This is a genomic window from Bradyrhizobium sp. SYSU BS000235 (genome assembly GCF_049747295.1).
GTDB lineage: Bacteria > Pseudomonadota > Alphaproteobacteria > Rhizobiales > Xanthobacteraceae > Afipia.
Window position 1 is genome coordinate 1,970,796 of record NZ_JBMHJM010000001.1, and the last position, 24,648, is coordinate 1,995,443.

23 protein-coding genes and 3 pseudogenes are annotated in these 24,648 nt (G+C 57.3%); 14 read left to right on the plus strand and 12 right to left on the minus strand.

The features are described 5' to 3' along the window. The first annotated feature begins 209 nt into the window (after positions 1-209). Positions 210-608, plus strand: coding sequence for a hypothetical protein (locus ACP0KA_RS09165; protein ID WP_424628497.1), 399 nt, complete (start codon positions 210-212; stop codon positions 606-608). A 660-nt stretch (positions 609-1,268) separates the two neighbouring features. Here the strand turns inward: ACP0KA_RS09165 and ACP0KA_RS09170 are convergent. Beyond that, positions 1,269-2,240: a helix-turn-helix domain-containing protein gene (locus tag ACP0KA_RS09170; RefSeq protein ID WP_424631533.1), complete on the minus strand. Its 972-nt coding sequence runs from the start codon at positions 2,238-2,240 to the stop codon at positions 1,269-1,271. 534 nt (positions 2,241-2,774) lie between these two features. Here ACP0KA_RS09170 and ACP0KA_RS09175 point away from each other — a divergent pair. Together ACP0KA_RS09175 and ACP0KA_RS09180 are read left to right on the plus strand one after the other, a co-directional pair. Next, positions 2,775-3,175, plus strand: a pseudogene (locus ACP0KA_RS09175) (DUF302 domain-containing protein). Between the two features lie 162 nt (positions 3,176-3,337). Continuing rightward, entirely contained in the window at positions 3,338-4,741 is a 1,404-nt protein-coding gene (locus ACP0KA_RS09180; protein ID WP_424628498.1) for an FAD-binding oxidoreductase, read from the plus strand. Positions 4,742-5,341: 600 nt separating this feature from the next. Here the strand turns inward: ACP0KA_RS09180 and ACP0KA_RS09185 are convergent. Then, complete coding sequence (locus ACP0KA_RS09185; protein ID WP_424628499.1) at positions 5,342-5,878, minus strand: carboxymuconolactone decarboxylase family protein; 537 nt, start codon at positions 5,876-5,878, stop codon at positions 5,342-5,344. Positions 5,879-6,137: 259 nt separating this feature from the next. Then, positions 6,138-6,281, minus strand: a pseudogene (locus ACP0KA_RS09190) (transcription termination factor Rho); the annotation flags it as partial. A 954-nt stretch (positions 6,282-7,235) separates the two neighbouring features. On the opposite strand from ACP0KA_RS09190, the gene ACP0KA_RS09195 reads away from it, so the two are divergent. The 6 genes and pseudogenes from ACP0KA_RS09195 (at position 7,236) to ACP0KA_RS09220 (ending at position 13,072) form a co-directional block, all read left to right on the plus strand. After that, positions 7,236-7,913 (plus strand): HD domain-containing protein, encoded by a 678-nt coding sequence (locus tag ACP0KA_RS09195; RefSeq protein ID WP_424628500.1) that lies wholly within the window; start codon positions 7,236-7,238, stop codon positions 7,911-7,913. A 277-nt stretch (positions 7,914-8,190) separates the two neighbouring features. Beyond that, positions 8,191-8,511, plus strand: a pseudogene (locus ACP0KA_RS09200) (cbb3-type cytochrome c oxidase subunit I); the annotation flags it as partial. Positions 8,512-8,608: 97 nt separating this feature from the next. After that, positions 8,609-9,313, plus strand: coding sequence for an HD domain-containing protein (locus tag ACP0KA_RS09205; RefSeq protein WP_424628501.1), 705 nt, complete (start codon positions 8,609-8,611; stop codon positions 9,311-9,313). 173 nt (positions 9,314-9,486) lie between these two features. Beyond that, positions 9,487-10,449 carry an MBL fold metallo-hydrolase gene (locus ACP0KA_RS09210; RefSeq protein ID WP_424628502.1) on the plus strand — a complete coding sequence of 321 codons (963 nt, stop codon included), beginning with the start codon at positions 9,487-9,489 and terminating at the stop codon, positions 10,447-10,449. A 519-nt stretch (positions 10,450-10,968) separates the two neighbouring features. After that, entirely contained in the window at positions 10,969-11,298 is a 330-nt protein-coding gene (locus ACP0KA_RS09215) for a hypothetical protein (protein WP_424628503.1), read from the plus strand. A 313-nt stretch (positions 11,299-11,611) separates the two neighbouring features. Next, positions 11,612-13,072, plus strand: a complete 1,461-nt coding sequence (locus ACP0KA_RS09220) for an MFS transporter (RefSeq protein WP_424628504.1) — start codon at positions 11,612-11,614, stop codon at positions 13,070-13,072. Between the two features lie 178 nt (positions 13,073-13,250). Here the strand turns inward: ACP0KA_RS09220 and ACP0KA_RS09225 are convergent, their stop codons facing one another. The 4 genes from ACP0KA_RS09225 to ACP0KA_RS09240 form a co-directional block, all read right to left on the minus strand. Beyond that, entirely contained in the window at positions 13,251-13,655 is a 405-nt protein-coding gene (locus ACP0KA_RS09225) for a response regulator (protein ID WP_424628505.1), read from the minus strand. 166 nt (positions 13,656-13,821) lie between these two features. Then, positions 13,822-14,136 carry a hypothetical protein gene (locus tag ACP0KA_RS09230; protein WP_424628506.1) on the minus strand — a complete coding sequence of 105 codons (315 nt, stop codon included), beginning with the start codon at positions 14,134-14,136 and terminating at the stop codon, positions 13,822-13,824. A 278-nt stretch (positions 14,137-14,414) separates the two neighbouring features. Next, a complete protein-coding gene (locus ACP0KA_RS09235; protein ID WP_424628507.1) occupies positions 14,415-14,789 on the minus strand; it encodes a hypothetical protein in 375 nt (124 codons plus the stop codon). Positions 14,790-14,864: 75 nt separating this feature from the next. After that, a complete protein-coding gene (locus ACP0KA_RS09240; RefSeq protein WP_424628508.1) occupies positions 14,865-15,320 on the minus strand; it encodes an Hsp20 family protein in 456 nt (151 codons plus the stop codon). Between the two features lie 1,091 nt (positions 15,321-16,411). Here ACP0KA_RS09240 and ACP0KA_RS09245 point away from each other — a divergent pair. After that, a complete protein-coding gene (locus ACP0KA_RS09245; protein WP_424628509.1) occupies positions 16,412-16,867 on the plus strand; it encodes an Hsp20 family protein in 456 nt (151 codons plus the stop codon). 63 nt (positions 16,868-16,930) lie between these two features. Next, positions 16,931-17,284 carry a hypothetical protein gene (locus ACP0KA_RS09250; RefSeq protein ID WP_424628510.1) on the plus strand — a complete coding sequence of 118 codons (354 nt, stop codon included), beginning with the start codon at positions 16,931-16,933 and terminating at the stop codon, positions 17,282-17,284. Positions 17,285-17,682: 398 nt separating this feature from the next. On the opposite strand, the gene ACP0KA_RS09255 is transcribed toward ACP0KA_RS09250, so the two are convergent. Continuing rightward, positions 17,683-18,201 carry a hypothetical protein gene (locus ACP0KA_RS09255; protein WP_424628511.1) on the minus strand — a complete coding sequence of 173 codons (519 nt, stop codon included), beginning with the start codon at positions 18,199-18,201 and terminating at the stop codon, positions 17,683-17,685. A gap of 433 nt (positions 18,202-18,634) precedes the next feature. Between ACP0KA_RS09255 and ACP0KA_RS09260 the strand changes: the two genes are divergently transcribed. Then, positions 18,635-19,102 (plus strand): DUF4142 domain-containing protein, encoded by a 468-nt coding sequence (locus tag ACP0KA_RS09260; RefSeq protein WP_424628512.1) that lies wholly within the window; start codon positions 18,635-18,637, stop codon positions 19,100-19,102. 235 nt (positions 19,103-19,337) lie between these two features. Here ACP0KA_RS09260 and ACP0KA_RS09265 read toward each other — a convergent pair whose 3' ends face one another. Genes ACP0KA_RS09265 through ACP0KA_RS09275 form a run of 3 tightly spaced genes read right to left on the minus strand, consistent with a single transcriptional unit; the run spans position 19,338 to position 21,508 of the window. Then, positions 19,338-19,940 carry an NADPH-dependent F420 reductase gene (locus ACP0KA_RS09265; protein ID WP_424628513.1) on the minus strand — a complete coding sequence of 201 codons (603 nt, stop codon included), beginning with the start codon at positions 19,938-19,940 and terminating at the stop codon, positions 19,338-19,340. Between the two features lie 32 nt (positions 19,941-19,972). Then, positions 19,973-20,725, minus strand: coding sequence for an SDR family NAD(P)-dependent oxidoreductase (locus tag ACP0KA_RS09270; RefSeq protein ID WP_424628514.1), 753 nt, complete (start codon positions 20,723-20,725; stop codon positions 19,973-19,975). A gap of 48 nt (positions 20,726-20,773) precedes the next feature. Next, positions 20,774-21,508 carry an SDR family NAD(P)-dependent oxidoreductase gene (locus tag ACP0KA_RS09275; RefSeq protein ID WP_424628515.1) on the minus strand — a complete coding sequence of 245 codons (735 nt, stop codon included), beginning with the start codon at positions 21,506-21,508 and terminating at the stop codon, positions 20,774-20,776. Positions 21,509-21,763: 255 nt separating this feature from the next. On the opposite strand from ACP0KA_RS09275, the gene ACP0KA_RS09280 reads away from it, so the two are divergent. After that, positions 21,764-22,660 (plus strand): LysR family transcriptional regulator, encoded by an 897-nt coding sequence (locus ACP0KA_RS09280; protein WP_424628516.1) that lies wholly within the window; start codon positions 21,764-21,766, stop codon positions 22,658-22,660. A gap of 349 nt (positions 22,661-23,009) precedes the next feature. Continuing rightward, positions 23,010-23,249, plus strand: a complete 240-nt coding sequence (locus ACP0KA_RS09285) for a hypothetical protein (protein ID WP_424628517.1) — start codon at positions 23,010-23,012, stop codon at positions 23,247-23,249. 302 nt (positions 23,250-23,551) lie between these two features. On the opposite strand, the gene ACP0KA_RS09290 is transcribed toward ACP0KA_RS09285, so the two are convergent. Further along, positions 23,552-24,586 carry an IS110 family transposase gene (locus ACP0KA_RS09290; RefSeq protein ID WP_424628518.1) on the minus strand — a complete coding sequence of 345 codons (1,035 nt, stop codon included), beginning with the start codon at positions 24,584-24,586 and terminating at the stop codon, positions 23,552-23,554. Positions 24,587-24,648 lie beyond the last annotated feature (62 nt).

Sequence of the window (24,648 nt, forward strand, 5' to 3'; positions counted from 1 at the left end):
CCGCTCGACTGCGTTAGCCCACGCGAATGCAGTTACTTTTGTCGCCTGCAGGTCCTCGGTCCATACACTGTCATCGTAGCGAGCTTTATTTGCGGCAGGCGGGACGCTACTTCAATCAGTGCAAACGCAATTACACAGATCGATGCGCGGATGAGGTTTGAATGAGTCCTCACGCGCATAGCTTTCTGTCTCGCAGAGTGGGTGCTCGCATGTCTTTTGCCAAAGATCGTGGTTCAAGTTTCTTGAAATCTGACGAGCCGATTGCGTGGCCCGAACGGAACCGGACGGCGCGAGTCGCGTTTGGTCGCAGATCATTCTGGCTATTGGCTTCAGTATCTGTAGCGTTGCTGTCTGGCTGCTCCGACAAAGCTCAGAGCTTCCTGACACGAGGCACACCCGTCTTGGAGCGAGAGTATCATCATTTGTGGCTGATCACGCTGGTCACGCTAATCGTCCTGGCGTTGTGCCTGATGTTTTTCTCGGGGTCGCTAGTTACCCTTATGAACCCACGAATGCTGTGGCTTCTTTTCAACCTCCATAAGCGGATGATGGCGGTAGCCAACTCCGCCAGCCTTGAGGTCGTCTGTCCTGGAACCGGATCATTGTAAGTCGATGTCGGAATTTCATGCGGCAAGGCTGTACACACAAACCATCATCAGGAAGAGAAAAACGATGATAATTTCACTGTCAGCCCTAGTCCTACTTCGCAACCTGTTTGTGTCGAGGCGCTTTGTGCCAATGCGTGCATTGTTTATACGCAAGCGAGCCAATTCATTCGTCTGATTACTATAGAGCAAATCAGATCCACGCGCGCCGACGTGATATTTGGGCAGGGTGCTGCCGTCAAGCTGGTCGAAGTCAGCGTTCAATAGCCCCGAGATCATTAGCGGTACGTGGATGATTCCTTCCGCTAATAAAATGGCTTGACGTTCGAAATCTGCCGGGCCGGCAGGAGCTCTTATTCGACGGGTGTGGTGAGTACTTTATCCCGGAATCGACGACAAAGACCCCGCTCTGACCAGCGAAGGCACTCAGTCAGCAGAGACATCGTCAGGTAGAAAGGCGCGGCGGCGGAAGCAAGATCAACCCAGAGCACGCACTATTCCATTGGGCATGTTCGAAAACCCTTGTGTGGCCGGCAAGTCTCCAGAGATCAGGAATGAGACATAATAACAACTGGCCGAAAGAAGGCGGTGCCATGCCGTCGGGACGCCATCGCTCGGCTCGTGCCATCACAGATTGGCCATTGAGCGGGCCACGTTGTGGATCTAACGCGTCCTTTCGTGCCTTACGCCACGCACTAGGTTGGCGTCATCGCCCTGCTCATGGACGCCGGGTGCGTGACCGAACCGTTGGCGGAACGCACGGGCGAAATTATTGTAATCGCGATACCCGCAAGCGTAGGCTATTTCGCTCAGAGGTTGGCCCGACTGCATCGACGTCCGACGATTAATGCTACGTGCAGCTTGATCCAGGCGCACTGATTGAATGAAGCCGCTGCAGGTACAACCGCGGTTCGTGAACAGTTTTTGGAGGTAGCGTAGTGAAATACCAACCTCGGCAGCAATCTCACACGGACCGAAATCTGGTTGGGCAAAACGATCTTTGACGACGTCGCAGATGCGCTTGAACAACCGATCCGAATGAAGGGAGCTTGGTGCGGCGTCTGGCGGTGCTAATAGCGCTCCAAGCAGATCAAAAACCGCCAATCGCATATAGTTGTTAGACGACGTAGGCATAAGTTGCTCGTCGTTGCAGGCGTTCAGAACAAGTTGGAATAGCAGGCGTGATGCGGGTGTTCCAGAGTAGCCACTGAGGCCGCAGTGCGGCTCGAATCCAACACCACGGATCAGACACTGGCGAGGCAACTGCAGAGTAATCCACTGTTCGTGGCCATCATTAAGATAGGTCACTGGGCGAGCACAATTTATGAATGCGACATCTCCTACCGTCAGTGCCACCGCCTGATCATCTTGAACGATTGTTGATTGTCCAGCGACCTGAAATACGGCAAAGCAGTGATCAAGGCCGTCAAGGCGAATATCCCTTTGTGTGCGTTCGCAACGGCATTTATTGTTCCTAATCTCCGACGCATTAAGCCCGAAAATATCTCGGGGGCGTACTCTGCCGGCAAAGGCTTTAGGATTGTCTATCGTGTGCAGCCCATAGATCGGGCGCAATAGATCCCTCCACTCTTCGTAATTCAACTCGGGCGTCTGCAGAAGGTCAGCACTCCGCATCGTCACCGAGATCCTTCAAGGCTATCATTTGAAAGACTTAAACAGGGGCAATTCCGACCCTTTAACGGCGCGCGCAATCAAATCTTGGAGAAGCGCACGATCGTGAGCGCAACGCATTCGACGGATTATTCCCGGTTCCATCTCCGCTGCGACTTTCACCTTGGCGCCCTCGGCGAGATCGACGGCGAATCACGCTCTCACCCTGCTTCCCCCCCGGCGCACCTCGACCTCTGGGCCACAGCGACCTTACGTAGACGAGCGACACCATTCTGCACCACCGCGACATGCCTGCCACTGGCATTCTCTAGTCAAGCGTCCGAATTCTTCAGGCGACGGTAGTGCGTGATGCAAAGAACGAAAGGGCGCGTTGGACCCACGACGCCGCCCGGTAGGTGGCCTATGACGACGCCAAGCGGGATCGTGAGAGCCTGGCGAAAACTCAGGATGGCTAACCGCCATGGCTTTGCGACAGATCCGGAGTTCGATCCTGCACAACTGTTCGTGGTCGCGCTTACGCTATTGGGAGAGCATGCCATGTCTGCAGATGGATTGATCACGACGCGTAGCAACTTCGGACCAGAAGAGACCATGAAGCGGTTCGAAGCCGAGGTCCGTGCCAAGGGCATGACGTTTGCCCACATCGACCACGCTGCGGGCGCTGCTGCGGCCGGCATGCGGCTGCGGCCGACCGATCTTTTGATTTTCGGTGGGGCCAAGGGCGGAACACCGCTGATGCAATCGGTACAGAGATTGGCATCGACCTGCCGCTCAAGGCGCTGGTCTGGCAAGACGAGGCCGGCACGACGTTTCTTTCCTACAACGATCCCCGCTATCTCACGAGCCGGCACGAACTCGGTGACTGCGCCAAGCCTGTCGTCGAAGCGATGTCAGGCGCGCTGAGGGAGTTCGCAGCGAAGGCGACAACAGTTCGCTGAAATCAGGGGAAGCCAAACGTGAGGCGCGTCTGGTTTCGGAAGCTCCCAGACTAATTCAGCCCGCCGAATGAATCACGACGGCTGAGGAGAACAGACTGAGGCTCTTCGGACTCGTCCGAGGTGCCTTGGCTTCGGGTTTGACACTAGCAATAGGAATACGTCATGGACTTCATCAATTCGTCGCTTCCGCCAGTATTGCCGGAGGATGCTGCGGCCCTCGTGGCTGCCGTCGCCGGTGCGGTGCTGCTGCCCGGCGACGCGGGATACGACGATGAACGCGCCGTCTGGAATCTGAATCACGAGCTGGTGCCTGCGGTGATCGTGGTGCCGGACAGCGCGGCCGATATCCAGGCCGCCGTTGCTTTCGCGGCGAGGCAGCAGCGGCCCGTTCTCGTGAAGAACACCGGCCACCAGATGGTCAGCAAGGCCCACGACGCCGTCGTGATTGCAACTGGCCGGATGAATCACGTGGCCATCGATGCAGTCGGCCGCACGGCCCGGGTCGGCCCCGGAGCGATCTGGTCCGACGTCGTCGAGAAGGCAGCCAAGGCAGGGCTGGCTCCGCTGAACGGGTCGAATCCCACGGTGGGAGTCATCGGTTACACGCTGGGTGGTGGGCTCAGCCCGACCCTCGGCCGCTCTCAAGGCTACGCCGCCGACCATGTGCGCTCGTTCGACGTGGTGACTGCGGACGGCGAACTTCGGCATGTCGACGCGGAGTCCGAACCCGAACTGTTCTGGGCGCTACGCGGCGGTAAGGGCAACTTTGGAGTGGTCACCGCGGTGGAATTCGACCTGTTTCCGGTGTCCCGCCTCTACGGCGGCGCCATCACCTTCCCCGGTGAGCGGACGGCCGACGTGCTGCGAGCTTGGACCGCCTGGCACCCAGACACCCCGGAGACCATGATCTCCTCGTTCGCCGTAATGCGGATGCCGGCGATGCCCGCAGTGCCTGAGTCTTTGCGCGGGAAGTTTCTGGTGGCGGTGCGGATCGCTTACAACGGCACGACCGCGGACGGTGAGCGGATGATCGCGCCGCTGCGGGGGGTCGCTCCGGCAGTCCTGGATACAGTGCGGGACATGCCGTACACCGAGGTCGCGTCGATCCACAGCGAGCCGACTGACCCGCTGCCCTACTACGAACGGGGTATCATGCTGCGAGAATTCCCCGCACAGGCGCAGGACAAGCTGATCGAACTCATCGGTCCGGACGCCGACACTACCTTGGTGATCGCCGAGCTGCGTGCCCTGGGCGGGGCGTGGGACCGAGAGCCGGCGGTGCCCAACGCGGTGGCGACCAGAGGCTTGCCGTACAGCTTGCTTGGCGTCTCGGCCGGTCCGCTATCGCAGGAGGAGCAACTCAAGAAGTCAGTCGCCGAATTGCTCGACGGGATGAAGCCCTGGCAGGGCGACCGGCGGTACGTGAACAACCTCGCGCCGGATGAAGCAGTCGACGCCGCGGCGATCTACGGCCCGGAACGCTACAAGCGCTTGGCCTCCATCAAGAAGACCTACGACCCGGCCAACCTGTTCCGGCTCAATCACAACGTGGTGCCTGCCGCATGATGAGGTACTGGCGCCCGACGTCACAGTGAGCCGGCGATCTTGGCCGGTACTGAATAGTTGCGGCATGAACTCTCAATCCTATGGGCTTCCGCGCCTCCATCCAGGCTTTGCTCGGTGCTGTGTTGGATCAATCTAGAGCTGACACCACACCGCCTATGTGGATTGAGATACAGCATGGAAATCGAGGCAACCTCTGCTATCGAGGCTGATCGAGGGAGCCAAATCGATGACCCGAAACCCGCACGATCACTTTAGTTCCGGTGCACGACGCGTTCGCTAAGTTGTTTTCCAACTGGAAACCTGTCGCCGCTTATCCAAAAGCAAGAGCCGAAGGAATACGGCGGTCGATGGAATCGTAAGCAGGTTTATTCGCATGATCTGGATGTCCTTCCCTACCGTGCGTCGGCCCTCTCGCAGATAACACGCGACCCAACCCCAAAACGTTTCAAAACGTTGCCTTGCAGGCGCGCATATGAATTATCATCGAATATGGTTCCTCGCTGTCTTGAAGTAAGCATTTGGAGCTACGCGAGTGAGGATCACCACCTTCAGGTTGTGCGACGAGCGGTTACGGCGCAGAAAGCCGGAAATCTCCATGCGCTAATCGGCAGGAGGGAAATCGAGCGTAGTGTCGTTGATCCGATTGAACAGATTGGTGAAAGTAATGCTCGTTATCGCCATCGCGGTATCGACAATTTGCGCATCAGTAACGCCGGCCTGTTTGACCGCCGTCACGACATCGGCTGGAGCGGTTCCGCTGGTCGTGAGCAGGTGTAACGTAAACTCGGCCAACGCATCATTGCGCGCATTGCCCGACGGCTGTGCCTGACGTAACGCCAAGATGGCATCTCGGCTCAAGCCTAGCTTCTTTCCGATCATCGTGTGTGCGGCCAGGCAATAGTCGCAGCCAGTCGCATGGCTGACGACCAATTTGATGACTTCAATGTCCAAAGGGCTCAAGCTGCTTTTTCTGAGCGAGGTCTCCAGGTTTAAGACCGCTTCCAGTGCCACCGGGCTGTTGCCGCCAATTCCAATATATGAATTTGGGACTTTGCCGGTCGCATTTTTGACGGCACTAAACAATTCGGCCGTGCGACCTGTAGCTTCGGACAATGTGATAGTGTGAAGACGAGCCATGATGCTTTCCTTTATTGACTAGACCACGAAATTTTCCAATTGCGCGTCGTGGCGGCGAAAGACATGCACCACCAACTCTGCGCGACAGAAGTCTGTGCGCGGAAGGGAAACGTCATCCGCGCTTTAAACTGTCCAATTGCGTTTGCATGAATTGAAAATAGCGTTCGCTTTCCGGAATTAAACCTGGCCCCGGTGATAGTGTATGGACCGAGGACCTACGGGCGAGAAAGGAAGCTTAATTCAGCTTGGGCCACAGCGCAGAACGCTGCATGTGCGTGACGTTTTCCGGACACTCGTCGATCAGAAGAGCGATGAGATAACCTTACGGATGATTGGCTGTAATTGCATGGTCAATGTTCTGCATCAGCACGGTTTTCCCAGCGCGTGGCGGAGCAACGATAACGCGTGCGTAACTGAGCGGCTCGTACGAGCGGCAACGTTGGTTTAATCGGGTCGGATTAGACGGTTCAGGTCAACGTTTCAACGCGGCGGCGCTTGTTCTGATGCACTTCCCTGCTCTGGTGATCACGCCGCGAGCTTTGGATTACCGAGCGCTCTGCACAATTGAATATTTCGTACGCTCACCTTGAAGCGGTTGCACGTGCGATCGCGAAGTAGGACGCGAGAAAACCTGAGGTCCTGACGGCGAAGCGCGGCGGCAATGCGCGCTGCTGAACCCCGCGAATCGGTCCACTTTGTGATGCGCACCGTTCGAATGTTGTCCCGGCGGTATCCGGTAGCCTAATGAACGGAAGGTATGGAAAGACGCATCGTTACTGCCCTCCTTTCGAGTCATTGGCCAGACAGTCGGGATACTGTCCTTCGACACTCGCATACGGATGCTGTCGGAATGAGCTGGCCAGGGGATTTTGCGGGGACTTGAATTGGTTGAGATCGACGTGACACCTGACTTCTCCCTTGGCTAGTCAGCGCGCACCTCCTGAGGCGGCTGGCGGCCGAGCGCACGCCAGTCGGCTCAGGTGGCCTCCTCGATGGGCTAATAGACGAGTGCGATCACGCGAGATCCTCTCATAGATGTTCAAATGAGCCATAAGCCTCGCTGGCGCTCGTACAAATATGCGCTTCATGCACCGGGTTCATCCGGCGACTGAAATTGTTTCACTTCCTACTGTGGACGCGTTCGCACAAGGTATGGGGGTGGAGTGCGGCCGAACACTGTAGCCAGGACGACCGGCGGCGAGATCTTTGATCGTGACGGCCCTCTTGTTTGCTGCACGTTTGCTAGTGCACGCCGCGACGCTGGAACGCTGGACCGACTTGGTGCTGACATCGCCGCAACAAACTTGTTTCGTAAGCGCCGACATTTCGATCTTTATGCACTCGAAAGGAAACACGGATGTCTACGAGCCTCCATGAAGCCACTCATGATGCTGCGGCCGTCGCGATTGATGGCGAGACTATTCCAGACAGCAAGATGGCGAGACAATTAAGGGAACTAGTCCGCGATACAGAAACAGAGCTCCTGTTTAACCATTCGACACGCGTGTATCTTTTCGGCGCATTAACAGGAAAACGGCTTAACCTAAAGTTCGACCCAGAGCTTCTCTATGTAGGCGCGATGTTTCACGATATGGGGCTTACCGAGAGATATCAAAGCTCGCAAAACCGCTTCGAGGTCGATAGCGCGAATGCCGCCCGCGATTTTCTGCGAGGGTATCAGATTCCTGAAACGGAGGTCGAAACGGTGTGGGATGCGATCTCGTTGCACACCACACCAGGCATACCCGAACACAAAAAGCCCGAAGTGGCTCTGTTGACGTCCGGCGTGGAGATGGATGTCATGGGTCTGGCATATACGCAATTTAGCGAGGCGCAACGAGACGCGGTCGTGACGGCCTATCCTCGCGGAAATTCGTTTAAAAACGACATCATTCGCGCGTTCTATGATGGAATGAAGCATAGGCCCGACAGCACATTCGGTACAGTCAATGATGACGTCCTCGCTCACTGTGACCCGAACTTCAAACGTGCAGACTTCTGCAAAATCATAATGCAGTCTCGCTGGCCTACCTGACCCTGAGTTTTCGCTTCTTGGGAATGAGCGCGAGTGAACACAGTTGCTCCCCTCGCGCCCGGCTTCTGAACGAGACGATCTGTCGTTCACTGAGAGATCGGCATAAGAAACGACATCAGAAAGACGCTCAGCGTGATCACGTATATCCATACAGAGGCACAGAAGCCCTGACCCGATATCCTCGAGCTCAAGGAAGACGGGAATGACAAGCGTACAAGATGCTTCCTCCCATTCGCACGCACACAACCTTCCAACCGGTTGGCGACGGTACGTTCCGCTGGCGAAGCTCCACTTCTGGCTGACCTTTATCGGAGTCAATTTGGCATTTTTTCCGATGCATCTGCTTGGCCTGTCGGGAATGCCCCGTCGCATCGTTGATTATCCGGATGCGTTTGCCGGCTTCAATCTGATGTCATCGATCGGCTCGTATATTTCCGCGGTAGGTTTAGTCGTTTTCCTTTTCTGCATGGCTCAGGCTTTCGTTCGCAAAACAACGGCGGCAGGAAATCCTTGGGGGCCAGGTGCGACGACGCTCGAATGGACACTGCCGTCGCCGCCGCCATTTCACCAATTCAGCATTCTCCCTCGAATTCCATGATGCAGATCGGAATCAAAGCGCACGATCCCCAGTTGTTGAACCGCAGATATCTCGGACGAGCCTGATTCCACTTAAGCAAGGTCGCAAGGAGGAAGCAATGAAGTATCAGGACGGACTCTCTGGCGCTGGAGCTACGACGCTGGGCAACCCGCGTGCGCGCCAACAGCAGATCTCTGGTATCAAGCTGCCCGATAGCCAAATCGCACGAGAGGCAACGGAGTTGGTGCGCGAACATGAGTCAGAAATATTGTTCAACCACTCCATTCGCGTTTACGTGTTCGGCGCGATGAAGGGGGTTCGTCAAACTCTTAAGTTCGACCCCGAACTCCTCTATTTAGCGTCGATATTTCATGACTTAGGCCTTGTCGATAAGTACCACACGGACACGAAACGGTTCGAAGTCGATGGCGCTGACGCCGCCCGCGAGTTCCTCCGGAGCCACGGTATTCCCGATCTTAATGCGGACCTGGTCTGGCAAGCGATCGCGCTTCATACCACTCCAGGCATTCCGCAATACATGCAGCCCGAAATCGCTCTTACGCAGGCGGGGGTTCTCGTGGACGTCCTCGGAACTGGATACGATGATTATACAGCAGAGCAGCGTGACCAAGTGCTCGCCGCCTTTCCACGCGGCCATAACTTCAAAAATGAGTTCATTGAGGTTCAGACCCGCTCCGCATTGAAAAAGCCCACAACAACATTCGGTACCGTCAACCTCGAATATATTGAGTGTCATGATCCAACATTCCGGAGACCCCTGAATGTTTGCGCGCGCATCCGCAACGCGCCATGGCCTAGCTAAGACGTTATTCCCGTGCGTCTGATAAAGCGCTCAACCCGATCGTCCCCACCCAGCGCGTAAGTGCTGGTCGGCTACCCCTGCTCAGTTCATTTTGTCTAGGAGTAGCACGCAAACATCTCTGACCATATGCCCAACTCTTGGTGCCGGTTGCGTTAGGAAAGGAGATCCAGATCATGCCAGTAAAACTACCTATGATTCCATCGATCGCCCTATTCTATTCGGCTCTTCTTGCTTTCGGATATGCCGTTCCCGCAACTGCCGCTGCGCCAGTAGAAGGAAACTATTTCTCTACCGGCGCCGGCGCGCATTATCTGGAGCGAGCCAAGGGCGACATCGTCACCGTGCCGTTGCGCGGCAACATCAATGTCCTGATGGGATCCGGGGCGAATATCGTGGTTCTGTCGGGAAGCGAGGGCAAGTTCCTCGTCGACGCCGGCATCAAGCCGTCAAAAGACAAATTGCAAGCGGCTCTCAGCAAGATCGGCTCGTCACCGTTGAAATACGTCGTAAATACCCATTGGCACTGGGATCACACCGACGGAAACGAGTGGATGAATGCAGCCGGCGTTACAATCATTGCGCAGATAAACACGCTGAAGCATCTTTCCGAGACCACTCACGTGGATGATTGGAATTGGACGTTCGCTCCCGTTGCAGACGGCGCGCGCCCGACGATCCTCGTGGAAAATGAGAGGGAGTTCGCCTTCGCAGGCGACACCATAAAGGTGGAGCATTTCGGCCCCGGCCATACCGACGGCGACGTGGTGGTGTATTTCGAAAAGGCCGATGTGATGGCCCTCGGCGACGCGTTCTGGAACGGAAACTATCCGTTCATCGACAACGAAGACGGCGGCAGCGTCAATTCGGCGATCGCCTTTGCCAACAAGGCTATCGAACGCACCACGGATAAAACAATTCTGGTTCCGGGTCATGGGCAGGTCGGCAACCGCGCTCAATTGATTGAATTCCGCGATATGCTGGTCGCGGTGCGCGATAAGGTCGCTGCACTGAAGTCGCAAGGAAAATCCCTCGAAGAGGTCATAGCCGCGAAGCCGACCGCGGCCTTCGACGATAAATGGGGGAGATTTGTGATCGGTCCGGAATTCTTCACAAAGCTTGTGTACGAAGGTCTCTAGACATAGCCGAACCTCCATCGCCAAAGGTGGCTGACACGCAGCCTTGCGAGCTGAGTATGAGAAAAGGGCAGTGGTCGGCCCAATCTCGCAACTGCGCCACTGCGATACGGCTAAACGCGCTGGTCATCGCCATTATTGAACTCGAGCGCTGGTACGCTGATATCGACGACGGTTCTGACCTATCGAGACACGTCAAGTGCACTGTGGCTCCCGCTAAATCCAGTTCCTTTCTGGCCTGTAGGCCCTGGGTCCATACACTGTCATCGGGGACAGGTTTATTTCCGGAAAGCGAACGCCATCTCAATCCATGCAAACGCAACCGGAAGGCTGTGCGCGGATGAGGTTTGGGCAGCCCGTCAGATTTCAAAGATTTGAACCACGATATTTGGCGAAAGACATGGCCCAGTTCGACTACGCCTTGAGGTCATATCCAGCGGGAGCCTGATCAAGTAACTCGATTTCGCAATCTCGTCCGACAAGACTGTACCAAGACAAATCCACCAACATGAGGAGAAGAGGATGATGATTTCACTTTCAGCCCTAGTCCTGGCCTCGCAACTGATCGTCACCGTTGCAGATCATGTTCCAAATTTCGACATCGAACGAGCGTGCAAACTCGACAGCGCCTCCGCAATCGACCCCAACGCAGATTTGGACACAACGATAAAGAAATGTGCGGACGACGAGCAAAAGGCAAAGGATGAGCTTCATGCAAAATGGACGCAGTATGCACCGTCCGAAAAGAAAATATGCATGGGGTTAACGACGGGCGACGCTTCGACCCCGCCAAGCTACGTTGAACTGCTGACGTGCCTTTATGGCCAACAGATAGTCCGACCGAAGGATTAGAAGTAAGGCTGCGTTGGCCTTTCACTTCAAGGGCGCGATAGAGCACCTACTCGCGGACAAAGAACCGCAGCGTTTCGCTACGCGGGCTTGCCTTCGACAAGGCTGCCGTTGGTGTCGAGGCGCGCTCGTATCAAAATCGCGCAAAGTTCATACCCAGGCCAGGAAATTCATTCCGTCTGACTCCGTTCCACCCCGGAGCAAATCATATCCACGCACGTTGGCATCGGCTGTCTTGTCTGCCGCGCGATAGGTTTCATGGCGGGCTCGCCGTTGTTCTCCGGATATGGATTGAAGGAAAGCAAAGATAAGAAAAATGAAGCACGAAAAATCGATGACTGCCGTCGTATCAGCGACGCGGAACGAGGTCGAAAATATCGATCCAAGGCGGTGGTGGGCGCTCGCGTGTCTGCTGGTGGGTTCTTTTCTGGCGCTACTCGACTTCTTCATCGTCATTGTCGCGATGCCGTCGATCACGTCGGGGCTGCGAGCCACGGCGGCGGACGCGCAGCTCATCATTTCCGGCTACTCCGTGGTCTATGCAGTCTTTCTCATCACCGGCGGACGGCTTGGCGATATTTATGGGCGCAAGTCCGTCTTTCTGATCAGCCTTGCCGGCTTCGCCTTGACTTCCGCATTCTGCGGCCTCGCCTGGTCGCCATCCTCGCTCATCATGGCGCGGCTGTTGCAGGCGCTGGCCGCCGCGGTCATGGCCCCGCAAGCGCTGGCGTCCGTGCATGCCCTGTTTCCGCCGCGCGAGCGGGGACGTGCGCTAAGCATTTACGGCATCACCCTCGGCTTGTCCTCAGCCATCGGCCAACTTTTGGGCGGCGCGCTCGTTGCCGCCGATATCGGCGGATTGAGCTGGCGTTTGATCTTCCTGATCAACGTGCCGATCGCAGTTGTCGCATTCATCGCCACGCTCCGAGTGCTGCGAGAGACGCGCAGTGAACGCCGTCCGCGGCTGGACTGGGGCGGCGTCGTTTTGTCCTGCGCGGCGCTTACAGCTTTCGTGCTGCCGCTGGTCGAAGGGCGCGAGCGCGGCTGGCCGCTGTGGTCGATCGTCATGTTGCTGACCACGCCGATCTTCATCGAATGGTTTCGGCGCTACGAAATCCGGCTGGCCGAGGCGGGCGGCGATCCGCTCATCGCTCTTGATATCTTTCAGCAGCGCGGCCTGATGCGCGGCCTGGGCGCCATCATGACGCTTTACGCCATTTCGACGTTCTTCCTGATCTATTCGATCTATCTCCAGGCTGCGCTGAGCTTCACCGCCATGGAGGCCGGGCTCGGAATCATTCCGTTCTCCATCGGCTTCGTGACCGGATCGACTTTCAGTCCGCAGTTCGGCCGCTGGTTGGGACGGGCGGCTACGTCGCTCGGCTTTTCTCTTTCGGCGACCGGCGCTGTCGCGATCGCGTTGATCGCCTCTCATTTCGCCGCTGGCGTCATCCCGCCGTGGACTTTGCTCGGCTCGGCGGTGGCGGTCGTCGGACTCGGCATGGGCGTATCCATGCCAACAATGATGCGTGCGATTGTCGAGCGCGTGGAGCCGCGCCACGCTGGTCTGGTCGGCGGCATTGTCAATTCCACGTTGCAGGTGAGTGCCGCGGTCGGCATCGCCGTACTCGGCGGCCTGTTCTATACCGTCATGGGCGCGCATGCCGTGCCGGCAACCGTGACGCGCGCCTTTTCAGTTACCCTCGTCGGGATTGCCATCTGCCACGTCGGCGGTGCTTTACTCGCCGCCGGTTTGGGGCAGCGTAAGACGCGCTGAGCGGCGGCGACCGACGATAAGCGTTATGGGTCGCGCCATCAACCTTGCGCCTGACTTGCGATAGGAATGGCACTCATTACCTTGGAGCAAACGCCTACCAAATCTTAGGACGTGTCTCGCTGCAATCTCTTCAGGCCTCGGGGCGGTAAAAAACATAGGATAAAAAACAGCGGAGACCTCATGGCGGCGGCGATTGGTCCACGGTGTTGAGCATCTGAGCTACTGCAGTCACCAATTGGGCGGCGGCAAACGGCTTATTCAAGAGAACGCTGTTTGGCACGCCCAGGGACGGCCATTCGTTGGCGGCGGCACCGGTCATGTATATTACGGGGATCTCGGGACTGAGTTCGCGAGCGCGTCTAGCGACTTCCCATCCGGTCAATTGAGCCTTTAAATTAATATCGGTTACTAAAGCGCGGTGCTTGTTTATGTCCAAAACCTTGATCGCGTCTTCTCCAGAAGCGACAACTTCCGCCTGAAATCCGCCTTCTGAAAGCGCGTCGTGAACCATGCTCTGCAATAGGGGATCGTCTTCGATTACCAAAATTATTGGCTGAGTATTCAAGCGCTTCTCCCACACCATTGTGGCGCAGGCTAATTCCCACCAGGAGCAATCGGTTCCGCATGATCGCGATCAAAACGGTAGATGCCGAGGCTGACCTCATCGGCCAGCCAGCGCCGTGACGAAATCGGGCATATTTTTCGACCTGAAGTAGCTTGGCCGATGCGCCTATCCTCGACGAGCACTATCATCGGCATCTCATAAATTGCTCCAAATCTCCGATGGCGAACGTTGCCTGCGAGAATGGATCATTTTCAGAATACTCAAGATGTGCTGCCGCAACCGCTTCCCAGAGAGCCGGACTTATCTGGCTATAAATCTCCCCTTGTGACGGCGGCATGATCCAGACGTCTAAAATAGGCGAGCATGCTAAAGCATGGGAGAACGCGTAAAGCCTCTGTGTCGCAGCGTACACGTCCTCGAAGCCGAACTTGTGTTCTTGAAGAACGGCCTCGATGAGATCGGGACGACTCTGCCTGTTGGCGATCGCCTGAGTGATCATTAGTAGCTCAACAGAAACCGGCCGAACGAGCATCAGATCCTCGCGCAGACAACAAAAGCTAACTTCGAGGGTGGCGGCTTTCGATTGCTGAATGAGGGGCCTTCTCCAGTTTTATTGCTATCTGTGGAATGTGGTTCCCGCCGGTGCACACAACACTCTTAGATCCTCGTCGCTTCAATCTAAAGGCTATGCCTACCTCGGAAGACCGCGAACTCTTTCGCTTTCGCCATTCCAAAACTTCTCGTTCTAACTTCACGGCCCAGCGGCGTTCGACATTGTCAACGATGTGGCGTGGAAGATTCACCGTGGCCTCCGTTATGCTCCATAACACGCGATGTGGAACGGACGCGCTGGGCTTTGCCGTCCGGCGGTCGAGGTGGTCCGCCATCTAGTTCGCAAAGGGCTTCGAGGTTAACGTCGATTGAGCGGGGAGCGCTCAACCCAGAAGGAGCCCGAAGATCAGGACAGGAAGCTACCGCCGCGGCATCTGACGCCCACGAAGCCAAGATGGCGCGCTTCTCGCCAAGCGAAAGTTCGGCACTCTTCACCACATCGCGTGGGTGGTGGAAAACCTTGTCTGGGTGCAGGAGAGCGTCGAAGTTGAAGACATTGTCATTGGATTCAAGATGAGCGGAAGCGGTCGTCGGCCGCATGGTAGCCTCTGTTGTTTGACGATGCATGTTAATCGGCGCGAGCAGCCACCATGGGAGTGGCAGCCCAGTTGGAAATCAAGCGGCCTTAGCCTCTATGCGTTCAGGCTGCCTGGGTTGAGCACCGTTGATGGCAATCTGCCGAGGTTTCATCGCTTCCGGCACTTGCCGCACCAAGTCAATCACCAGCAAGCCATCCTCGAACCGAGCCGACTTAACCTCGACATGGTCCGCCAAGGTGAACTGGCGTTTGAAGGGGCGGGTCGAGATACCCCGGAAGAGGTAAACTCTCTCACTATCCTTCTCCGGCTTGCGGCCCTCTAACGTCAGCACGTTCTGCTCGGCGGTCAGAGCAATCTGATCCGGACTGAAGCCGGCCAAAGCCACCGAGATCTGGAAGCGGTTCTCGTCCAGCCGCTCGATGTTGTAATGTGGATAATTGTCTTCCGTGGTCCGTTGGACCTCGTCGAAGGCGTCGAACAGACGGTCAAACCCGATCGTCGACCGCCATAGAGGGCTCCAATCATACCTCATAGCCAAATCCTCCTTAGAGCAAGTTGGGTACGAGCCGGCACCGGACACCCGCCGGCGCCCGTCTCATCGGCTGGGCCCTGATTGAGGCGCCCAGATCACCTTTCGGCGACGACAGAAAAATCGGGCAGCCCAAAAAAAGTTTCAAGAGGTAAGGTGAAAAGATTTTCGGGGAGCGTACTTATGGCAAACGCCCGTTTCCTGCCCCTCCGTGTGCAGGGCGGCGGCTAGACCGATACAATCCTCTTGATCGCAAAAAGTCGTCGAACTATTTACGCGCTCGGGCAGCGCCCATCCCTCAACTGCTGCGTCGGTGAAGTGAATATTTATGCAGCGTATCGACCTTCCTCCTCGAGTAATCGCTGCTGAGCGGCTTCTTCACGCTCTAGCTTCTCCTCGATCGCCGATCGCAGGGAAGGGCTCAACGCGGGTGACGCAAGCAAGAACCTGTAATGGGCGATGACCTTCTCGTGGCCCCGGACAAGAAACTTGAAAACATCGCTCGTCATAGGTCACCTCGCTGCGAAGCGTGCGATGTTTCGGAGGCTATCCGGGACAAGCGGAATGCAAGGGGGAAGGTCTCAGCCTGAAGCTCGCTTAACCTTGCTCTCTCTTCGGTTAGCCGCCGGTTGATAAACTCCCGCTCAATGTCGGTCAGCTGGGTCTCCAACAATCGGCGGTAGCGGCGGATGTTGTTAACGGTTGAGCGAATGTAGGCTAACTTATCGTCGGTCATCATCGTCACCTTAGACGGTCGATAAAATCCTTCGTTGCTTGGGCCTCCAGCCCGGTCGCGAAAATAATAAGAGGATTTTTGTCGTTCAAGAGGATCATCTGGTTTCGGTCGCATCCTCGTCGCACCAGACCGACACCATTTAAAGCACCGCTATTGCAAGGGCGAAGCGTCTTTGGCCAGGCCGCTCTTTCCTGCAAAAATTTTTGCCTCACCTCTTGAAACTTTTTGGGGCTTTTCCAATTTTTTTGGCGTCGCCAGGAGGCGATCTGGGCGCCTCGATCAGGGCCCAGCCAGAGACGGACGCCGGCGGGTGTCCGGTGCCGGCTCGTACCCATCTTGCTCTAAGGAGGATTTGGCTATGAGGTATGATTGGAGCCCCCTATGGCGGTCGACCATCGGATTTGACCGTCTGTTCGATGTCTTCGATGAGGTTCAACGGGCATCGGAAGACAATTACCCCCATTACAATATCGAACGTCTGGACGAAAACCGTTTCCAGATCTCAGTGGCGCTGGCCGGGTTCAGCCCTGATGAGATCTCGCTGACTGCCGAGCAGAATGTGCTCACGCTGGAAGGTCGCAAGCCTGAAAGAGAAGCCGATAGGATTTATCTCTTCCGAGGGATTTCGACCCGCCCCTTCAAGCGCCAGTTTACGCTCGCAGACCATGTCGAGGTGAAATCGGCGCGGTTTGAGGACGGTCTCTTGGTTGTCGAACTGGCACGAGAGGTGCCGGAAGCGATGAAACCCAAGCAGATTGCAATCAATGGCGGCTCGCCAAAGAAGCTCGACCACTTCGGAGCTAAGGCAGCTTAGTTAATCAGGCTGCCGCGGAATCCCGCGGCAGCCCCCGCTCACTCGTCAACAATGGAGGTTCCCATGCGGCCGACGACCGCACCTGTAGGCGGACATAGCCCTACCAAAATCGCAGAAGACAACGTCTTCGATTTCCATGCACTGCTTTACCCAGGCAAGGTATTTCGGCATCCACGCGATGTCGTTGACAGCGCTGATCTAACGCACAGCGAGAAGCGCGCCATTTTGGCCTCGTGGGCGTCAGATGCAGCAGCAGTTGCGTCATGTCCTGCGCTCAGAGCTCCACCCGAATTGAGCGCCCCCGTGACCATCGACGACATCCTTGAAGCTCTTTGCGAGCTGGACGGTGGTCCGCGAGTCCCGCCAGGCGGTAAAGCCCAACGCCTCCGCTCAACGTCTCGGGCAATGGCAGCGTAGGGAGAATCAGACATGCATCTCCCGCAACACATCATCGACAGTATCGAACGCCGCTGGGCCACCAAGCTCCAACAGGAAGTGGAGGCATGGCGACAACGAAAGCGCACTCAACAGGCTCGGGAACGCTCAAGGAGCACACGCGCGGCTCTGTCTCCGAAGAAAAACGCGCGCCGGTATAGCATCGGAAGTGATTTCGCCGCTTGAACGGAAGAACACTTCTCACGCTCTCCTGACGACGTTGCCTTAAGAGGAGGGAGAAATGGAGAAACGGATTGGATCGAAACATCCTGAATACCTACGCTACGAGGCCCGTCGACTTCGCGAAGAAGCAGATACTTTGCCGTCAGGCCAGGCCCGGAACGAGCTGCTGCAAAGGGCTTCTCGGCTAGATCTGCTCGCTAAAATCGAAAAAGCTGGCATCGCCACAGGTCGACAATATTCGTTTGGCGAGAGAGGGTCATGAAACGCTCAGACATGTTGCTTGATAACGCCAAAAGCCCGTGCCGCCGCATGAAGCATGTAACGAACCGAACTTGGATGCCTGAAGACGAACGCAGATTGATAGAAATGTCCAAGAGAGGGGTTTCGGCTGTGCGCGCCGCGGTCGCATTTAAGCGTTCAATCGTTAGCGTAAAGGCGCGGGCTAAGCAGTTGGGTGCACCGTTCCCCGACGACCGAATCATGAAGCGCAAGCGGCGATCGCAGGAAGAACAAAAGCCGAGCGGGTTGGTTTGGCGGTAATTACAGCGAAAAAAAGCCTGCGGACCGATCCGCCGCAGGCTTTCAGTTGAGCTGAATAAAGCGTTATCGGCCACCACCTCCGCCGCCCGCGCCTCCACCAGCACCTCCTCCAGCGCCGCCGCCGGCACCTCCTCCGGCGCCGCCGCCGGCAGCGCCTGTGGTGCTGGATGCCCCACGCGTCACTGTGGACGGAGCGACAGTCGAACTGCCGCCGGCGTTCGTGTTACCAGGAATAGGATTTCTTCGAGCCATCTCTTCTTTTTCTCGTTGGGTCATACCCGATGACTGCGCGAAAGCGGAGGTCGCTAAAAGCACGCCGCAAGCGGCGACTAGCATCAATCTCTTCATTAGACCCGCTCCATAGGTTGGATGTGTGCCATTAACCTGAAAGGATCTGCGCATGTTCCAGAGGATCGAGTATCCCTTCGACTCTTCGTTGACACTCATGTTCGTTGCCGTATTTCCCAAACAAAAGCTCTCAGGTCACGCAAATAGCCTCGTGAGCGAACTCCAATTCGACAGCCCCATTGTCAGGCTCCTCTTCGGCGGAACTAGCCAATAAGTATGAAGTTGGTGCGGCAATAGTCGGATCACTCAGTGAGGTTCGCCATGAAGCTCGCATCGCTCACGATTGTTGCAATGGTGTTCACCTCGCCCGTTTACGCAGGCGAGAATCAAAGTAGCACCTTTTTGAAAAAGGCCATTCAAGGCAACTTTGCCGAAATCGAAATGGGAAAGCTTGCGCAACAGAATGGCGCTAGAGAAGACGTCAAGCAGTTCGGCCAAATGCTGAATTACGACCATTCGGCAGCGAACCAAAAAGCGCTCGATGCGGCTAAGTCGATGGACGTCACTCCACCCGATAGCCCCAGCAAAAAGCAAAAATCGGACTTCGAGAAGATGTCAAAGTTGTCGGGCGCGCGCTTCGATAGCCAGTTCGCAAAGCACATGGTCGCGGACCATGAGAAAGACATCGCGGAATATAAGAGGGCTTCCAAGAGCGATGACGCGGCGGGAACTACGCCAAAGCTCAAATCGAGGTGCTTAAAAAACATCTCGATACTGCCAAGCTCTTGAATTCGACTAAATCGTCACGGCGCTAATGACGGAGAGGTGCGGAGGATTGAGCAGTGAAATGATTTCGCTGCTGACATCCCGCAGCGGGGAGGATTCATAGCCTGCAGCTGCGTAAAAAAAGGAGCGTGCCGACAACGCGCGGCTTGTGAAGGGGGCGATCCACCGTCTATCGCAATCGGATCGCGCTTGATCCGATCGCGTGCGTCGCGTCCCTGCCCGTGGGGACGCCGTGAGTTCATCGGTCGAACTTGACCAGGTCCTTGAAGATCAGTTGACCCCAGCTATTTCCGCGCGCCTGGACTAGCAGCCCACCTTCCGAAAGCCCGCCAAGTTTGATCGGCGCGAAGCCGAGATCTTCCGCAAGTCCACCAATTTCCGCTGCGGCGTCGTCATCGTCGCTCGCCAGGAACACGACTCTTCTGCCGCCGTGTACGGCCGGATCTTGGTCCAAGACGGCAGCGGCCAAATGATTGAAGCCCTTGACCAGTCGACCGCCCGCAAAGGCCAGCGCGACGGCCTTGGACGAAGGTTGTCCACCCAGTTTCTCGGGGGACACGCCGTAGGCATTGGTCACATCAACGATCGTCTTCCCCTGCCAGGTAGGCAGCGCCTTCGCGACATCCTGGTGCGACTCGAAGCGGACGGCCAAAAAGACGATGTCCGCCTTGGCCGCTTCCGCCAGTTTTTTGGGAATGATCGTGGGTCCGATCGCGGCCGCGGCGGATGCAAAGCTTTCCGGGTCGCGCGTGGTTGCAACTGATACTTCGATGCCATTGCGGGCAAACGCTTTCGCCAGGGCCCGGCCGATATTGCCGAAGCCGATAATTGCGTAGCTCATGATGTTTCTCTGATGTTGTGTGAATGTCGGTGTCAGACCTGCGCCATCCCTCCATCGACGGCGAGATCAATGCCGGTGATGAACGAACTTTCGTCGGAGGCGAGGAACGTGACAGCAGCCGCGATTTCCTCTGGCGTACCCCTGCGACCCATTGGGATCTGTGAAGCAAATTGGCCGGCCGCATGCTCGGCTTGCTCAGGGGTAAGGCCCGTTGTTGTCTCCAAGGCAGGGGTCTCGGTTGGTCCGGGGCTCATCGTATTGACGCGGATTTTGCGGTCTTTAAGCTCCAGCGTCCAAGCGCGCGAGAAGTTGCGCACAGCCGCTTTACTCGCGGCGTAAGCGCTAAACCCTGGCAGCCCCAACACATTCGAGACGGATGAGCTCAGGACAATCGAACCGCCGTCTTTCAAGAGGGGAAGGGCCTTCTGCACCGTAAAGAACAGCCCCTTCACGTTCACATCGAAGGTCTGGTCAAAATGGGCCTCAGTAGCTACCGCGAGCGGTGCGATCGTCCCCGCGCCGGCGTTTGCGAAGAGAATGTCGAAGTGACCATGTTTCTCTTTCACGACAGCATAAAGCCGGTCCAGATCTTCCAAGCGCGCCACGTCGCTCACGACCGTCGTAACGTTTCTCTTGATGAAGGCTGCGGCCTCCTTCAGCTCTTTCTCTCGTCGCCCGGTGATCACGACGTGCGCACCTTCTTCCACAAAGCGCTTGGCTGTGGCCAACCCAATCCCACTGCTTCCGCCCGTGATGACTGCGACCTTATCTTCCAGTTTTTTCATGATCTTTTATCTTTCGTTATGTGGGCCAGGCACGGGACCGCGCCGGGGTCAGAGTTGCGCTAGGCCGCCGTCGACGGCGACTTCGCTGGCGGTCATGAAGCTGCTGTCCGACGACGCGAGAAAGGCGGCCACAGCCCCGATCTCCGCCGGATCGGCCATGCGCTGGAGCGGAGTCATCGAGGCGAAGATCTTCTGACCCTCCTCGCCGAGCGCTTCTTTCGCGAGTTCGGTCGCTGTCGCCCCGGGCGACAGCACGTTTACCCGGATGCCGCTGCCCTTCAGGTCCTCCGCCCAGGTCCGTGCGAGGTTGCGCACTGCCGCCTTGCTCGCGCTGTAGGCGCTCATTGCCGGGGCGCCCGTGGTGCCGGCGCTCGATCCAGTCAGGATGATCGAACCGCCCTGGTCCATCAGCGGCAGCGCCTTCTGGACCGTGAAGATCGTACCCTTCACGTTGGTATCGAAGGTTTCGTCAACGTGTGCGGCTGTGATCTCGCCGAGCCGAAGCTGGCTTCCCGCCCCGGCATTGGCGAAGACGATGTCGAGGGACCCGCGCTCGGCCTTCACCGCCGCGTAGAGGCGGTCGAGGTCGGCCAAATCGGAGACCGATCCCTTCACCGCGCGCGCATTCGGCCCGAGGTCGGCCACAGCCGCGTCGAGGGCTTCCTGTCTGCGGCCGAAGATGAAGACGAACGCGCCTTCATTGATGAAGCGCTTTGCTGCGGCGCGGCCGATGCCGGTAGCGCCGCCCGTGATGACTGCAACCTTACCCTCAAGCTTTCCCATAACTTCTCCTGTCGTGGCGTCGGAACAGCATCTGCCCCCGAGAACCTCGACATAGATCCGCGGACGCCGGGCGTTGAGTGCGGAAGCGCGCACATCGGTGGTGTGAAATCGATCCGGCCGGACGTTGTTAATCGCGGTCCGCCGCTTCGGAATTGGACATTGCTTAGTCGGCGAAGGCTAAGATGACCGTCGATACTGCTATAGGTGGCGTAGATTGGGCTTTGGAAGGCGCACCGCGCGGTGCGAGATTGCACCATGATCGACTGGGATGACGTTCGCTTCTTTCTTGCCGTCGCGCGCGGAGGCTCGGTGCGGGCTGCCGCCGAGCGCCTCAGTGTGAACCACGCGACAGTGCTGCGACGCATCGCCCAGCTCGAGGAACGCCTCGGGGCGCACATGTTCGAAAAGCTGCCTTCGGGCTACCGCCTGACGGCTGCAGGCGAGGAGGTCCTCGAGTTCGCGGACCAGATGGAAGCGTCCTCGCACCAGTTGGAGACGCGAGTCTTCGGGCGCGACCAGAGCGTGCGCGGGCGTCTGCGGGTGACGCTGGCGCCGCCGCTCGCGACACACCTGCTCATGCCGGACTTCGCGGATTTCGCGCGTCTGCATCCGGACATCGAGATGGAAATCCTGTCGTTCGGCGAGCTGGCAAATCTGACCAACCGGGAGGCCGACCTGGCGATCCGCGTCGTCTACGACCGCAAAACCCTGCCGCTCAATCTTCACGGCCTGAAGGGACCGGAGCTGTTCGGCGGCGTCTACATGTCCCGCGATCGACTGGCCGAGTGGCGTGCAGGCGCGCCTGATCCCATTCGCTGGATCGTCATCAGCATTCATGGAATTCCGGATTGGGCCAGCGAGGGTGAGGTTCGTACCACCGGGGTTCCATTCAGAACCAGTGACGCCGGGACGCAGATCGTTGCTGTACGGCAAGGGCTCGGAATCACGACACTGCCGTGCTTCGTCGGCGATGCCGACCCGCTGCTGGTGAGGGTGCCGGGCACCGACCTGCACATGTACGGAACAGTCTGGCTTCTCACACAGGGGGAAACACGCAAGACGAAGCGCGTGCGGCTCTTCGCGGAGTTCGTGTCCCGCAGGCTCGCCGCGTACGCTCCGCTTCTTGCGGGGCTGTCCATATCGCGCGACTGACGCCCGGCAGCTCGCCTGCGACGCTTGCAGTGGACAAGTGCCTGCAAGCGGGCATTCCCAACGTCCGACATGCGTCATTCGCGGCGGGGCCGAGCCACCGGGAGCCGGCAATATCCCTTATGCCGCCATGAAATTGAAGCTCCGAAACCGGCGCCTCGAATCAGACGCTACGAACTCAGCGAGTACGAAGGATCGCAACTATATCGATGCAGCCGAGCAACAGCGTGGGGTTCGGCGCGTAGACGACCCTCGCGTGCTCAGTGACGCGGTCTGCCCGAGACCTGTCTTTGGGTTCTGAATTGCCATCCGTCGGGAAACGGCGCTATCGATACTGCTAGACCATGCGCGAATGAGAACCGTCCGGATCTGGGCCGAGCACTCTCCGTTCGATCTCAAGGACGAACTCAAAAAGCGCGGATATCGTTGGAGTTCTGGTGACGAAGGGCGTCCAAAGGGCTGGTACGTCGATATTGATGAAGCGCTCGAAGCGGACGAAGTCCGCTACCTCAGCGAACACATCTATCGACGAGATGTGGACTTGTTTACTCAGATCATCACGCCTTTCGAACGATACTCCGTGCGCGCCTGATTTCTCCTCTCAAGCCTCTTCAAGCGTTGCCTAAGCCATGACCTGTCTGATTGCGATCATCACCGCAACCTTCCTTTGCCATCTGCACCCCTACACCCCTGCCAGATGAAGCCCGCGAGGCTCGTTCTTGTCTACGAGGTCGATGCACAGATCGCCTCAAGATGGTGGTCCGATGATCGAAGGCTGCTATCTACGAAGGCGTACTGGAGCACAATCGTTACAGCGCAGTCACTTCAACCCGGTCCTTGCGGGACATCAACCTGCCAGCGGCAGATTCCAAGATAGCTCAGCTCGCTTTTGACTTATGCAACCGCGGGTTTGGCGTCCCAACGATACTTGGTCCCATCCATCCAAATCCGATGCATGACGATTGCTAGTTTCCGGGCAACAGCGATGATGGCACGCCGTAGCCCCCGCCGTTTTGCCAGGGCGAGACCCCACGCTCTGATACTGGAATGCTTGGTCGACCGCGTGAGAAGCGCCAACCCTGCCTGATACAGCACGCTCCGCATAGCCACGTCACCGCATTTGGAGATGCCGCTGTTTCGATCCGTCTCTCCGGACGCATACTTTTTCGGCGTCAACCCGAGATGCGCGCCGACATCCCGTGATCGCTCGAATCTAACCGGATCATCGATGGTGGTGAGATAGGTGATCGCTGTGATGGCGCCCACGCCCGGAATGGTCATGAGTCGACGACACGTGTCGTCCTGTCGAACCATGTCCAGCATCATCTTGTGAAGGACGGCACATTGCTGCCGAAGCACGGTACGCGCAATGAGCATCGGCCGAACCATTGCGCCAAGACGTGGTAGAGTTTCGATCAGATCGAGGACGCGTTTTTCAAACGGCCCCGAGGTTATGCGCCCGCTAAGTTTTATCCCGAAGACGCGCAATGTTCCTCGAATCTCGTTTTCGATGTCTATCTGCTTTGTCTGCAGGGTCCGCCGATTGGCAAGCAGCATGCGCATTTCCTGGCTCGCCTCGCTCTTCACATGAACAATCGAGTACCAGCCTACACGCATGCAGCCGGCGATTGCACGGGCGTCATTTCGATCGTTCTTGACCGGCATTGTTTTGGTCATTGCTCTCAGCCGACGCGGATCAATGCAGATGGCGGGTAGGCCCCGTTGCTTGAGCCCGTTGTAGAGCCAGGCTGCAGTCGTGCCCGCCTCCAAGCCGACTCTGGCCAGTGCTATGCCAAGTTGCTGCAGCCAATCGGCGATATCATTGGGATCCGAAATCGCCGTCCCCTCCCGAACAATAATGCCGTCTTCGTCCAAAATGCAGATGGCGGTTTCTGCCAAAGACACATCCAATCCAGCGTAGTATTTCATAGCGTCGACTCCCCTTTTCCCGGCTCCGATTGCGCGAAGCAGACCAAGACCTGGGAGCGACC